At 59.7% G+C, this 14,278-nt stretch carries 11 protein-coding genes and 1 riboswitch; of the genes, 7 read left to right on the plus strand and 4 right to left on the minus strand.

Annotated elements, in window-relative coordinates; all coding sequences use genetic code 11:
- Positions 1-159: 159 nt before the first annotated feature.
- Both cobW and cobU read right to left on the minus strand, forming a co-directional pair.
- Positions 160-1,224, minus strand: coding sequence for a cobalamin biosynthesis protein CobW (gene cobW / locus ACQY8Q_RS24685; protein ID WP_428429093.1), 1,065 nt, complete (start codon positions 1,222-1,224; stop codon positions 160-162).
- A gap of 3 nt (positions 1,225-1,227) precedes the next feature.
- Positions 1,228-1,752: a bifunctional adenosylcobinamide kinase/adenosylcobinamide-phosphate guanylyltransferase gene (gene cobU / locus ACQY8Q_RS24690; protein ID WP_428429094.1), complete on the minus strand. Its 525-nt coding sequence runs from the start codon at positions 1,750-1,752 to the stop codon at positions 1,228-1,230.
- A 173-nt stretch (positions 1,753-1,925) separates the two neighbouring features.
- A riboswitch (cobalamin riboswitch) is annotated at positions 1,926-2,320 on the minus strand.
- Positions 2,321-2,559: 239 nt separating this feature from the next.
- On the opposite strand from cobU, the gene ACQY8Q_RS24695 reads away from it, so the two are divergent.
- Positions 2,560-4,350, plus strand: a complete 1,791-nt coding sequence (locus tag ACQY8Q_RS24695) for a chloride channel protein (RefSeq protein ID WP_428429867.1) — start codon at positions 2,560-2,562, stop codon at positions 4,348-4,350.
- Between the two features lie 12 nt (positions 4,351-4,362).
- On the opposite strand, the gene ACQY8Q_RS24700 is transcribed toward ACQY8Q_RS24695, so the two are convergent.
- Positions 4,363-5,817, minus strand: coding sequence for a cobyric acid synthase (locus ACQY8Q_RS24700; protein ID WP_428429095.1), 1,455 nt, complete (start codon positions 5,815-5,817; stop codon positions 4,363-4,365).
- A gap of 246 nt (positions 5,818-6,063) precedes the next feature.
- Between ACQY8Q_RS24700 and ACQY8Q_RS24705 the strand changes: the two genes are divergently transcribed.
- The 4 genes from ACQY8Q_RS24705 (at position 6,064) to ACQY8Q_RS24720 (ending at position 10,224) form a co-directional block, all read left to right on the plus strand.
- Positions 6,064-6,207 (plus strand): hypothetical protein, encoded by a 144-nt coding sequence (locus ACQY8Q_RS24705; RefSeq protein WP_426130139.1) that lies wholly within the window; start codon positions 6,064-6,066, stop codon positions 6,205-6,207.
- Positions 6,208-6,972: 765 nt separating this feature from the next.
- Positions 6,973-7,971, plus strand: a complete 999-nt coding sequence (locus ACQY8Q_RS24710) for an ABC transporter substrate-binding protein (protein WP_113247812.1) — start codon at positions 6,973-6,975, stop codon at positions 7,969-7,971.
- Positions 7,972-8,279: 308 nt separating this feature from the next.
- Positions 8,280-9,188, plus strand: a complete 909-nt coding sequence (locus tag ACQY8Q_RS24715; protein ID WP_426130134.1) for an ABC transporter permease — start codon at positions 8,280-8,282, stop codon at positions 9,186-9,188.
- Positions 9,181-10,224 (plus strand): quaternary amine ABC transporter ATP-binding protein, encoded by a 1,044-nt coding sequence (locus ACQY8Q_RS24720; protein ID WP_428429097.1) that lies wholly within the window; start codon positions 9,181-9,183, stop codon positions 10,222-10,224. The genes ACQY8Q_RS24715 and ACQY8Q_RS24720 overlap by 8 nt, the downstream gene beginning before the upstream one ends.
- A 12-nt stretch (positions 10,225-10,236) precedes the next feature.
- Here the strand turns inward: ACQY8Q_RS24720 and ACQY8Q_RS24725 are convergent, their stop codons facing one another.
- Entirely contained in the window at positions 10,237-11,508 is a 1,272-nt protein-coding gene (locus ACQY8Q_RS24725) for an acyltransferase family protein (protein WP_428429099.1), read from the minus strand.
- Positions 11,509-11,903: 395 nt separating this feature from the next.
- Between ACQY8Q_RS24725 and ACQY8Q_RS24730 the strand changes: the two genes are divergently transcribed.
- Entirely contained in the window at positions 11,904-13,169 is a 1,266-nt protein-coding gene (locus ACQY8Q_RS24730; RefSeq protein WP_428429100.1) for an O-antigen ligase family protein, read from the plus strand.
- Positions 13,170-13,247: 78 nt separating this feature from the next.
- Positions 13,248-14,267 carry a betaine--homocysteine S-methyltransferase gene (gene bmt / locus ACQY8Q_RS24735; RefSeq protein ID WP_428429101.1) on the plus strand — a complete coding sequence of 340 codons (1,020 nt, stop codon included), beginning with the start codon at positions 13,248-13,250 and terminating at the stop codon, positions 14,265-14,267.
- Positions 14,268-14,278: the final 11 nt, after the last annotated feature.

The raw sequence follows: 14,278 nt of genomic DNA on the forward strand, positions 1-14,278 counted from the left end.
CACTCCGTGACATCTCCCCCACAAGGGGGGAGATCGGGACCGAGCGGCGCCGGGACGCTTGCGCTAAGAGGTTTGAGCGCGAGGCAGCCACAGCTGATCTCCCCCCTTGTGGGGGAGATGTCCGCCAGGACAGAGGGGGGTACGCCGCGCTCACCATTGTCAAACCGCCGCAGCGATCGCTGCGCGCACAGCCGCTTCATCCATGTCGTGCAGGCCGATGACGACCAGGCGGGTGCGGCGCACTTCGCCGGCAGCCCAGGGGCGGTCGAAATACTGGTCGATGCGGGTGCCGACGCCCTGGATCAGCAGGCGCATCGGCTTGCCGGGAATATCGGCAAAGCCCTTCAGGCGCAACACGTCGTGCGCGGCAATGATCGGCTTCAGCTTTTCGATGAAAGCCGCCGGATCGGCAATCGAACCCAGTTCGACGACGAAGCTGTCGAATTCGTCATGGCTGTGCTCTTCACCGGCCTCGTGCTCCATCTCGTGATGGGACCTGCGGTTGGCGATGTCGCTTTCGGTGCCGACGCCGAGACCAAGCAGGACAGCGGCGGAAACTTCGCCATTCTTGGCTTCGATCATCGTTGGCTTGCGGCTGGTGCGCGACGCAACCTCGTTACGGACAAAGGCAAGGCCAGTCGAATCGAGCAGGTCGGTTTTGTTGAGAATGATCAGGTCGGCAGCGGTCAGCTGGTCTTCGAACAATTCCTCGATCGGGCTCTCATGATCAAGATTGTCGTCGTTGACGCGCAGCGCATCGACCTTGTCGTGGTCATCGGCAAAACGGCCAGCTGCAACCGCAGCACTATCGACCACTGTGATGACACCATCGACGGTGACCTGCGTGCGGATATCCGGCCAGTTGAAGGCGGCGATCAGCGGCTGAGGCAGCGCCAGACCGGACGTTTCGATGATGATATGGTCCGGGCGGTTTTCGCGCTCCAGCAGCTTGGTCATGGTCGGGATGAAATCGTCGGCGACGGTGCAGCAGATGCAGCCATTGGTCAGCTCGATGATATCGTCCTCGCTGCAGGCTTCGGCGCCGCAGCCCTTCAGCACATCGCCATCGACGCCGAGATCGCCGAATTCGTTGATGATCAGCGCGATGCGCCGGCCGCCGGCATTCTGCAGGATGTTGCGGATCATCGTCGTCTTGCCGGCACCGAGAAAGCCGGTGATAACGGTGGCCGGGATCTTGCCGTGAGCGGCTTTTTCAATGGTCATGGATCAACCCTTCATTTTCAGCGGCAATCCAGCCGCGATAAAATAGACGTCTGCGGAAATCTCCGCAATGATCTGGTGCAGCCGGCCGGCATGGTCGCGAAAGTCGCGCGCCATCCGGTTTTCCGGCACGATACCCAGTCCGACCTCGTTCGACACAAAGACCAGCCGGGCCTTGGCCTGCGGTATATAGGCCGCAAGCCGTTCAAATTCCGCCGCGATATCCCGATGTTCCATCATCAGATTGGTGACCCAGAGCGTCAGGCAATCGATCAGAATAATGCGATCGGGCGCATCAATCGCCTTCACGCACCCGGCAAGGTCGAGCGGCTCTTCATGGGTCTGCCAATCGGCGCCCCGGCGATCGCGATGCTCGCTAATCCTTGCCTGCATCTCGCCGTCCCAGGCCCTTCCGGTCGCGACGTAATGCATGCGCAGACCCGACGCCGTCACGAGTTTTTCGGCGAAAGCGGATTTGCCGGAACGGGCGCCGCCCAGAACCAGCACGCTGCCTGACTGTATCGATGTCATAAAAAGATCCCGGCCTCAGCGCGCGCCGGCAAGAACAAGAATTCCTGGCTCACGCAGAAAGGCATTCGCTGCAACGCGAAACGGGCCGTTCCGGGAACGGGATGATAAAGCCATGACAACCTCCGTGCTGGCATCGGGAGTATCTCTCCCTGGAATGGGCGAACCCCATCGAGACGGGGCCCTTGAGGATGGCAGGTCTCCTGGCTCACGGCGCCACGCCCCAAAAGGGACGAACGGGCTCACCTCGCCTTCCCAGAGTTTTTGCGCCAGATTGCGTGACCGCAATCGACGGCATCACGAAGAGGTGGACGATTCGTAGATTTAGAGGCGTCCGGCCCCGGCAGATCGTAATGCAACTCCAGTGGCTTTTCCGGTTGGGCCAATCCTTGCCGCTGCCGCGAATGCGGACAGTCCGGAAGCATCGGCTTTCCCGGATGGCGAACCCTGACCGTTCTACAGTCGCGGGGTCGGCTGCGATAAGGACGCCCGGTCTGGGTCCGGCCCGTCGCATTCCCATTTACTCCCAACATGCAACGGCATATCGGGAACCATCCAATGGCTGATGATTAGGCGCTCGCCCGGATCAAGTCAATTGCGGCACTCCCTCCGCCGCCATGGCTTGACCCGGCCTCGATAAGACTAAGCTTGATCTCCCAGACCATGCCTTCTAGAGCAATTCCAGCGAAGATGTGCTGCGGTTTTGCGTCCGGAATTGCGTAGAAAAGACAGGCCGTTTTCGCAACTCGAAGAAAAGCGGAAATGCCCAGGACGGCGCAGAGACAGGATGGCCAGGCAATGAAGCTGAAGATGATTCCGAAACTTAACCTGCGGCGGCTCGGCTATCTCTCGCTGCTTTTCGATCTCGGGCGCATGCGCGCCTTTGCGCGGCGCAGTGAACTCGGCCTGGTCGTCGCGGGCATGATCGTTGGTGTCACGTCGGGCCTTGCCGTCACCGCGATGAGCATCATTTCCAGCCGCCTGCACAGCCTGATCTTCGGCATTGCCGATAATGAAAGGCTGAGCTCCAGCAATTTCCAGGGTGAAATTTCAGTGCTGATCGCGCCGGTGGCCGGCGGGATCATTCTCGGCCTGCTGATGATGATCCTGGCGTCCTGGCGCAAGAAGCCGATGGTCGACCCAATCGAGGCTAACGCCCTGCATGGCGGGCGATTATCGCTGACCGACAGTATCATCGTCGCGGTACAGAACCTGATTTCCAACGGCTTTGGCGCCTCTGTGGGGCTTGAGGCCGGTTACACGCAGCTGGCGTCCGGCATCGCCTCCAAGCTCGGCATCTCGCTGCAGCTTCGCCGCTCCGATCTGCGCACCCTGGTCGGCTGTGGTGCTGCCGGTGCGATCGCTGCCGCATTCAATGCGCCGCTGACCGGTGCCTTCTACGCGTTCGAGCTGATCATCGGCACCTATACGATCGTGTCGCTGACACCGGTCGTGGTTTCCGCCCTGATCGCAAATCTCGTGGCCAGGTGGCTGTATGCGGGCGATTTCACCATTGATGTCGGCCAGTTCGGGGCGGTGGTTCCGGCCGACTATCTGCCGGCGTTGCTGCTCGGCTGCTTCTGCGCCGGCATGGGTATCCTCTTGATGAAGGGCGTCTCGCTGATCGAGGGGCTTGCCCGCCGCAGCTCGATCCCTGCTCCCATGCGCCCGGCGCTCGGCGGCATTGTCGTCGGGCTCCTGGCACTGGTGTCGCCGCAGGTGCTTTCGGCCGGTCACGGTGCCCTGCATCTCAATCTCGCCAGTTCACCAGCGATCCCGATGCTGATCGGCCTGTTCCTGATGAAATCACTCGCATCAGCCGTGTCGATTGGTTCCGGCTTTCGCGGCGGCCTGTTCTTTGCGTCGCTGTTCATGGGCGCGCTTCTCGGCAAGATTTTTGCTTTTTCTGCACCCTATATCTTTGCCCACGCGACGCTGACCCCGGTCATCTATGCCGTCGTCGGCATGAGTTCGTTGGCGGTCGCCATTATCGGCGGGCCATTGACGATGACATTCCTGGCGTTGGAAATCACCGGCGACTTTCCGATCACCGTGCTTGTTCTGGCTGCCGTGATCACCTCGTCGCTCGTGGTGCGCACCACCTTCGGTTACTCGTTCGCCACCTGGCGCTTTCACCTGCGCGGTGAGAGCATCCGTAGCGCCCATGATGTCGGCTGGATCCGCAACCTCACCGTCGGCCGCCTGATGCGCACCGATGTCCGCACGATCGATGCGCAGGCAACATTGGAGGATTTCCGCAGAGACTTTCCGCTCGGATCGACGCAGCGTGTCGTCGTCGTCGATGGCGCGAAATATGCCGGCATCATCCAGGTGCCGGAAGTCTATGCCAGCCCCATCGAGGCCAGCGAGGAAAAGCAGGGCCTTTCCGGCTTCATCCGCCTCCCTAACGATTTCCTGCAGCCCAACATGAATGCCAAGCAGGCAGCCGCTTTGTTCGACACGACGGAGAGCGATGCACTGGCCGTGGTCAACAACCTCATCGAACGACGCGTCGTCGGCCTGCTGACGGAAAGCCACACGCTGCGCCGCTACAGTGAAGAACTGGATCGAAGGCGCCGCGAAGCTTCGGGAGAAATCTGAAACCTGCTCCGGTTAGGACATCAGCCCATCCAGCCAGCGCGGCTCCAGCACCGCTTCCAGCTCAGCTGCGACATCATCGAGCGCACGGTCAACCGAGAGCCGGTAGTTTTCGCCACCGCCTTCGATGCCAAAACTTTTGAGCAGCGCCGCGCGATAGGCATCGCTGGCAAACAGCCCGTGTAGATAGGTTCCGCTGACCATGCCGTTGGCCGACACCGCCCCGTCCGGCCGGCCGTCGATGATCACGGCAGGGCGGGCGCAGTCAGCGCCCGTGGTCCGGCCGAGGTGGATTTCATAGCCTTCCAACGCAACATCGTAGATCGCCGAGCGGGCGCTGCTGTTGCGCACCGTCTTTTCCGGCGCCATCTCCGTTTCGACGGCAAGCAAGCCAAGCCCCTCAATTTCACTAGTATTGCCCTCAATGCCATGCGGATCGGTGACCCGGTCTCCGAGCATCTGATAGCCGCCGCAGATGCCGATGACATGGCCGCCGCGCCGCACGTGCGCCTGCAGATCACGGTCCCACCCTTGCGCACGAAAATCGGCAAGATCCGCAATCGTCGCCTTCGATCCCGGGATCACCACCAGACCGGCATCAGCGGGAATGCGCTCGCCGGCGCGAACGAAGACAAGATCAACCTCGGGTTCAGCAGCCAGAGGATCAAGATCGTCGAAATTGGCGATGCGCGACAGAACCGGCACGGCGACCTTCAAGGCCCTGCCTGTCCCGCGCGCCAGTTTTTCCAGCACGACGGAATCTTCGGCCGGCAGACGGGCGGCACTTTTCAGCCAGGGCACGACGCCGTAACAGGGCCAGCCGGTAAAACCGTTAATCGCGGTAATGCCAGCGTCAAACAGCGACACGTCACCCCGGAACTTGTTGATGATGTAGCCGCGGATCATGGCGCGGTCTTCGCCGGAAAGAATGGTGTGCGTGCCGACCAGCGAGGCGATGACGCCGCCACGATCGATATCACCGACCAGCACGACGGGCACGTTGGCGCGGGTGGCAAAGCCCATATTGGCGATATCGCCGGCGCGCAGGTTAATTTCGGCGGGCGATCCCGCCCCTTCGACGACGACCAGATCGACACCCGACCGCACTATTTCGAAGCTTTCCATGACGGCGCCCATCAGCTTCGGCTTCAAGGCCTGATAATCGCGTCCTCTCGCCTGCCCCGCCACCATGCCCTGGACGATTATCTGGCTGCCGGTTTCCGACTGTGGCTTTAAGAGAACCGGGTTCATGTGGACCGACGATGGAATGCGCGCGGCCATTGATTGCAGCCACTGGGCACGGCCGATTTCGCCGCCGTCGTCCGAAACCGCTGCATTGTTCGACATGTTCTGCGGCTTGAACGGAGCGACCTTCAGGCCGCGATTGGCAGCGATGCGGCATAGGCCTGCCACGAGTACCGTTTTTCCGACATCGGAGCCGGTTCCCTGAAGCATGATCGTCTTTGTCATGGCGCTTGATCTAGCACTGCAGACACCGCAAGAAAAGCCATATTCCGCCGCATTTCTGCCGTGTTTGGCGCCGGTTTTTCACGCGATATTTCAGGCTGCTGCGAGGCTTGTGCGGTACGGATATGGAACTGTCCAAAAAGCGACATAGCGTGGCAAAAATACTCGTTGTATTCGGCCAAAACGAGCTTATATCAGCACCATCAAAGCACGGAGCGAAAGACGCTCCACACCCAAGGTCAAACCCCGATGTTGTTCATCTTCAGCAAGCCAAATTTCGTTCAGATCGCCTGGAACTCGAAGGTTCCCGAAAGCCAGTCGCGTGTGCGCAACACGGTCATGTCCGCCCCCTTCGGTCCGCTCGGCTTCATCCGGACCCGCAGCGTCGGCTGACACCCTCTCCCAGACTGACACTTCGAACCGCGCCCTTGTTTGAATGGCGCGGTTTTTTTGTGCCTGGCCATAGAAACGATATCCCGGAAACGCGAAAACCGCACCCATTCCTTCCGGAACCGTGCGGTCTGCCAAAGCTACACATGGCCGCTCCGGCATACACCCGGAGATCGCTCCGGCCGGGACGCAAAACCTAATCCAGCCGGGCGGCCAAGTATCCCCCGCCGCAGGAAAACAATTAGCCTGACAGTGTTACCGGATGGTTAGTGAGAGCTTAACCAAAGATGAATTCCGTGTTTTTTTCACTTTTTTTCATGCCGGATGAAAAACAATGAGGAGGCGCATACGGAACAGAATTTGTCCGGGATAAAACACGCTCCGCAACTCTTGTGTGAAGCAGCGCTAATTTTGCGCCATAGAGGGGCGCATTTGCACAAAAATCTTGCCCGGCTCATTAAATTCAACAGCTTGCGCGGCCCCTTACAGACCCCGCAAACGCCGCCTGCATGGCTTAAGACGATTCCGGAGGTTGATTTCTTCAGTGGAATACTTACGCTGACCTTAACGGTACAAAGGAGAGATGGCTGGCGACAGAGTTCGGCGGCCAGACAATAAAGCTCCAACGCCGTCGCAGCGGGGATGAAAGATTGGCCTTGCCACAAGAGCCCCCCGGCCTGCTTCAACCTGAACGATTGGGTTTCCGGGAGATGCAGTATCCCGATGGACCCCACGATTTTGGCTGCATAAGACTGGGAGGTCTTAAACATGAAGAAGCTCCTCGCTTCCACAATTCTCGCTGCCGGCCTTTATGCGCTTGCCGGTTCCGCTCAAGCCGCCGAATGCGGCGAAGTCAGCATCGCAGAAATGAACTGGGCATCGGCCGGTGTTGCCGCGCATGTCGACAAGTACATTCTTGAAAACGGCTACGGCTGCACGGTCACGCTGGTCACCGGCGACACCATGCCGACCTTCACCTCCATGAACGAAAAAGCCCAGCCGGATATGGCGCCCGAATTGTGGGTCAATGCCGTGCGCACACCACTCGATGCCGCCATCAAGGAAGGCCGCCTGATCGAGGCAGCACCGCTGCTGAGCGAAGGTGGCGTCGAAGGCTGGTGGATTCCGAAATTCCTGGCCGACGCGCATCCGGACATCAAGACCGTTCAGGACGCGCTGAAGCATCCGGAACTGTTCCCGGCACCGGAAGACCCTTCGAAGGCCGCCGTCATCAACTGCCCGTCAGGCTGGAATTGCCAGGTTTCGACGGCAAACCTCTACAAGGCACTGGGCGCTGAGAAGCTTGGTTTCGAACTGGTTGACACCGGCTCGGCAGCCGGTCTCGATGGCTCGATCTCCAACGCATTCGAAAAGAAGTCGGGCTGGCTCGGCTACTACTGGGCGCCAACAGCCATCCTCGGCAAGTATCAGATGACCCGGCTGAGCTTCGGTGTCGAGCACAACAAGGCCGATTGGGATGCCTGCACGGCGGTTCCGGATTGCGCCGATCCGAAGGTAAACTCCTACCCGACATCGGACGTCTACACGGTCGTCACCAAGGCCTTCTCTGAAAAGGCCGGCGTCGCCATGGACTATGTCAAGGTCCGCAAGTGGGACAACGGCACCGTCAACAAGGTTCTCGCCTGGATGACCGACAACCAGGGCACCAACGAAGACGCCGCCAAGTACTTCCTGGAAACCTATCCGGACATGTGGACCAAGTGGGTCGCACCGGACGTAGCCGAAAAGGTTAAGGCAGCCCTCTAAGGGATTGTTCTGCGGCAGCGAAGCAGACTTCGCTGCCGCCTTTCGGCCAATCACACGGCACACTGCCACAGCGCCGGAAGACACGAGACCCCGATACCGACGACACGAAATGCCGCCGGTATTTCCATCAGATATGGATATGAAAACGAAAATCGTCGCAAACGGCATAGTCGCTTGTGACGAAAAGCTGTCACATTTTCCACATGCCGGGGTTCGAAAAGAAGCCACCCAAGTCTGCGCGAAGGCCTGAACAAAGGCACTGATGACGCGGCCGGCATTATAAAACTTCCGGTTAAAAGGGGAACGACATGGCAATATGCAGTTACTTGCCAGATCTGCTTTGTAAATTTCCGGCGATCGACGACACGACGATACGAATGGCTCGAAAAAGCGTCGATGATGGCTTCAAGGCCCTCGTCCGCGAGTATGTCAATATCATCGATGCCCTCGTCCAGCCGCTCCAGTGGTTTCTGAACTATCTCGAAAAGCTGTTCGTCAGCTCGCCCTGGATCGTTATCATGGCGGTGATGGTCGCCATCGTCTATTACGGCAGCCGCGACCTGCGCATCACCATCGGGACGATCGTCTCCATGTTTCTGATCGGCCTTGTCGGCCTGTGGAACGACACGATGGTCACCCTGGCCATGGTGACGGTCTGTACGTTCATCGCCATTATCGTCGGCCTTCCGATCGGCATCCTGATGGCCCGCTCCGAGCGCGCCCAGTCGATCATCAATCCGATCCTCGACGTCATGCAGACGATGCCAAGCTTCGTCTATCTGATCCCGGTGGTGATGATCTTCGGAATCGGCAAGGTTCCCGGCCTGATCGCCGTCGTCATCTATGCCGTCCCGCCGATGATCCGCCTGACCAATTTGGGGATACGGCTGGTGGACAAGGAAGTGCTGGAAGCAGCCGACGCCTTCGGTTCTTCGTCCTGGCAACGGCTGAAAAATGTTCAGATGCCGCTGGCACTGCCGACCATCATGGCCGGCATCAACCAGACCATCATGATGTCTTTGGCCATGGTCGTGGTTGCATCGATGGTCGGCGTCGGCGGTCTTGGCCGCAACGTGCTGCAGGCGATCAACAACCAGTTCTTCACCGTCGGCTTCTTCAATGGTTTCGCGCTTGTTGCGATCGCCATCATTTTTGACCGCACCAGCCAGGCCTATGGCAAGCGTCTGCAAAAGCACTCGGAGGTGATCCATGGCTAGTCACGCAATCGAGGTCAAGAACCTCTACAAGATCTTCGGACCACGCGGCCGCGACTATGTCGATCAGGTCAAGGCCGGGCTCGGCAAGACCGAACTCAATGAGACACATGGCCATGTGCTCGGCCTGCAGGACATCAATATCTCCATGCCCGCCGGTGGCGTCATGGTGGTCATGGGCCTGTCGGGTTCCGGCAAATCGACGCTGATCCGCCACATCAACCGCCTGATCGACCCGACGGCCGGCGAAGTGCTCTATGACGGCGTCGATGTCTGCAAGATGAACGAAAACGACCTGCGCGAATTCCGGCGCCACAAGACGGCGATGGTGTTCCAGAAATTTGCGCTTCTGCCGCACCGGACGATCATCGAAAACACCGTCTACGGCCTGGAAATCCAGGGCGTGCCGATGGAAGAGAGCCGAAAGCGGGCGCAGGGCTGGATCGAACGCGTTGGCCTCAAGGGTTTTGAGAACCACTACCCCAACCAGCTCTCGGGCGGCATGCAGCAGCGCGTCGGGCTTGCCCGGGCACTGACCAACGATGCCGATATCCTGTTGATGGACGAAGCCTATTCGGCGCTCGATCCGCTGATCCGCGTCGATATGCAGACGGTTCTGCTCGACCTGCAGAAGGAGCTGAAAAAGACCGTGGTGTTCATCACCCACGATCTCGACGAGGCCCTTCGGCTTGGCGACAAGATCGCCATCCTGCGCGACGGCAAGGTGATCCAGCAGGGAACCGGCCAGGAGATCGTGCTCAAACCGGCAGACGAATACATCACCGCCTTCGTCAAGGAAGTGAACCGCGGCCGCGTCATCAATGTCGAAACGATCATGAAACCGCTATCCGGAAATCCGGAAGGCGTGCCGGTGACGATTGGAACCGTACTGGAAAGCGCTGCAAGGATGATGACGCTGGCCAACCAGAATATTGCCCATGTCGTCGATTCCAATGGCCGACCGGTCGGATCGCTCGATCTCCGCACGCTCATTTCCGCCATGGTAACGCCCATCGGCCATGAACTGCACGCAGCCTGAAGGCTCTCTTTATCAGGGGGACAGGGCGGATAACCCGGCCTGTCCCGTCCCCTTCTTGCTGCCCTCGCCGCCCACTCGATCCGCAATCGCTTTCGACAGGCGGATACCGGGTCTTTCGATGGCAAAATGAGCCAGCAGCGCAGTGGTGACGACGAGAATGACCATCACAACGGTCATGACCACTCCAAAAGCCGCTCCGCGAACGCCGAACCCGAAGAACTCCTCCTGGGCGATCGAGAACGGGCCGACGAAGGGTTGTCCCGTCAATTTTTCCATCACGCTGGCGGCGTTGATCATGCGGGCCTGCACGAAAATGTGCACCATGTAGATGCCGTAGGACAACGTCCCCAGCCACAGGAAAATCCGGCGATTGAGAATGCGGCTGACCGCGCCACCCTCGTAAGAGAAGACGCAGATGGCCAGCGCAAACACAAAGGGCGCGAGAATATTCCAAGCTCCTTTACCGGCAAGCGCGACAAACCCGAGAATGGCACCCAGCGCAAGAAGTTCGACGCATGTGGCAGCAAGGGATGTGACGCGTGGCGTGGCCGCGCCCAGATGGCGTGCAACAAGCAGCGCCCCGAGGAAGTGATAGAGCAGCGCACCCAGCGAAAAACCGTAGAGGCAACGGACAAGGCCGAGATACCAGGTCGTGTCCATGTGGTTCGGCGACCAGGCATAAATTGCCGCCATCCCGGCTGCGATTACTGGAATAAAGACAATCCAGTGGCGGCGGCCAAGCGACAGGACGGCCTGACCGAACAGAAGATAGGTCCAGACCTCCGCCGAAATGCTCCAGCTGGGACTGTTCCAGGTCAGGCGCACGTCCATCCCGACCCCGTTCAGAAGCAGTAGGCTGTTGACCAGTTCACCGACACTGTTGCCGTCAGAAAAAGGCGGCGCACCCTCGCCCCGCAGTGCCGGTACCGTGAGCCTCAGCAGTTCGAATGCGACGAAAACCGCAAGCACCGCCAGATGCAGCGGATAAACACGGCCGAGCCGTACGATCGCGAAGCGGAGATAGGCGGCGCGGCTCGAAATGCTGGAGCGATAGCGGTGAGCGATGACGAAACCGGACAGAACGAAAAAGTAGTCCACGAACAGATAGGCGTTGCGGATGACAAGACTTTCCGACAGTGGCCCGGATGCAGGAAAGTGCATTATCGCGACGAGCAGCGCGCAAATCCCCCGCCAGGAATCAAGCACCGCGAAGCGAACTCTGGCCGGACTTCCGGTGCCGCCGGGATCGGAGGCGGCATAGTTGCGGATTTCGGAACTGGTCATGATCCTGCTGGCTCCACCCACGGCGCAAGACATGCACGCTCAACGCGCATGACGATGGAGAAAGCGTTATGCGCCGCGCCCAAAATTTTGCGTTAACCGCACCGCTGCGGCGGTAGAATTCCGGCAAATGGGTAAACGAATTCGGCAGGCGGGATCGGCGCCGGTTTAAACACGTACGCGCCAACGGGTTGATCTTTACCAGGATTTAACCATGTCGAGGCACTGTGCGATGACGCAGCCCAGACCGCTTTCAGGCGCGCGCGTCGCGTGACCGGGACGGGCTCTCCAAAGATGGATGGACGGCAACGCTCGCCGTCAATCACGGACACATCGCCTTGCGCAACGCAGACGCCAGAACAATCATACCGCAGCCGGCCTCCGAAGGGGCCGCGACGATGATGCGCGCTGCAACGACATTCCTGTCGGGCTTCGGCCTGTTCATCATGATCTTCACCCTCAATCCCTTCATGGGAGATGTGGTGTCCGAGGGCGACGTTGGAACGACGGCGAATGTCGTCAACCAGATCGGCTATCTCGGCCTGGGCGCGCTGTTCATCTTCGCCATGCTGGCCTCCGTTGCTCCCCGCACATTGCTGAAGTTGATCTCACCCAGCTGGCTGATCATTTTTGCCATCGCCTATTTTTCCTGCATTCAGTCCTACGATCCGACCGCCTCCGCACGCGGCGTGACACTCAGTCTTGTCGCCATGCTCATGGTTGCCGGCGTTCTGGTCCTGCCGCGCAGTGAGAAGGACTTTGTCGAGGCCTGTGCCAATGCGGTGCTGCTACTGCTCATCATCAATTATGCCGCCCTCGTGCTCTTGCCTGAAAGAGCAATCCATCAAGCGTCCGCCCTGGAGTCATGGCACGCCGGCTACTGGCGCGGCCATCTTTCGCACAAGAACGTATCTGCCCCGGTTTTTTCGGTGCTCGCCATGTTCGGCATCTACTGCATTCGATCCGGGGCGCGCATGCGCGGATGGGCGATCACGCTGCTTGCAGTCATTTTCGTTCTACATACCGGCTCAAAGACAACCATCGGTTTCCTGCCGCTGGCGATCGGCATCGTGCTGTGTGGCAGTGCCATCCGCAGTTCCGGCGCCATCGTCATTGTACACCTGTGTTTCGTGGTGCTCGTCACCTGCCTCACCGTCGGCACGATCTACTCTCCCAGCCTGCTTGCGATGACCGCAGCCGTGCTGGACGATCCGACCTTCACCGGCCGCGATGCGATCTGGCAATTTGCATCAGACAGCATCGCCGCACATCCCTGGTTCGGCCATGGCTATGCCAGCTTCTGGCAATCGCCGGTCATTCGCGGCATGGAAGCCAATTTCGAAGCGGATTGGGACGTGCGCGGTATCGTATCGGCTCACAACACCTTTCTCGACGCGCTGCTGACGTTCGGTATTCCCGGCGGCGCCGTGATCATCCTGCTTCTCTTCGTCAAACCGCTCCTTGACTATACCCGCGCCGACCGGCGCAGCGGTAGCCGGAATTTCTCCGAATTCTGCATGATGGTCATCATCTTCATGACTTATAACGGCATGATGGAATCCTTCATCCTCAACCGCGCCGATCCACAGTGGATGCTTCTGGCACTGGCGGTTTTCGGGCTGAACATGGCGGCCCGCTGCAACCTGCGGCACGATACGGATTGAGATCATCGCATCATACTCTTGCAATCATATAAGGATATCTTTATATGATTGCAAAACCCGATGAGATCAGGATCCCCCATGACCGTGCACGCCAATCCGCTTTCCGACCTGCTCGCCGAAAAGGGCGTGCTCCTCGCCGATGGTGCGACCGGCACTTCGTTGTTTGCGATGGGACTGGAAGCGGGCGAAGCACCGGAACTCTGGAACGAGGCCAAGCCTGAAAACATCACCAAGCTGCATCAGGATTTCGTCGATGCTGGCGCTGACATCATCCTGACCAACTCGTTCGGCGGCACGCGCCATCGCCTGAAACTGCATCAGGCACAGGATCGCGTTTACGACCTCAACAAGCGCGCCGCTGAAATCGCTCGTGCCGTGGCCGACAAGGCACCGCGCAAGGTGATCACTGCAGGCTCCGTCGGTCCGACCGGCGAATTGCTGATCCCGCTTGGCGCCATGAGCTATGAGGATGCTGTCGAGGCATTCGTCGAGCAGATCGAGGGCCTCAAGGCCGGCGGCGCCGAAGTCGCCTGGATCGAGACGATGTCTGCAACGGACGAAATCCGCGCTGCAGCAGAAGCTGCCGTCAAGGTCGGGTTGCCTTACGTCTATACCGGATCGTTCGACACGGCCGGCAAGACAATGATGGGCCTGCATCCGAAGGATATGTTCGCGGTCGCGCAGGACATCGGCAGCGGCCCGGTGGCCACCGGCGCCAATTGCGGCGTCGGCGCTTCCGACATCCTCTCCTCGCTGCTCGACATGACGGAAGCCAATCCCGAAGCAAACATCATCATCAAAGGCAATTGCGGCATTCCGGAATTCCGTGGTTCGGAAATCTACTATTCCGGCACGCCGCCGCTGATGGCCGACTATGCCCGCCTTGCCCGCGATGCCGGCGCGAAAATCATCGGCGGCTGCTGCGGCACATCCTGCGAGCATCTGGCTGCGATGCGCGTAGCGCTCGACACCTATGTACCGGGTGAACGGCCGAGCGTCGAAACCATCGTCGAGCGCATCGGCCCGATGCGCAACAAGACCGCCAATGAAGGCCCGTCCGCACCGGCGCGTGAACGCGGCAACCGTCGCCGCGGCTGAGCAGACCATCT

Source organism: Pararhizobium sp., from assembly GCF_965279435.1.
Lineage (GTDB): Bacteria > Pseudomonadota > Alphaproteobacteria > Rhizobiales > Rhizobiaceae > Pararhizobium.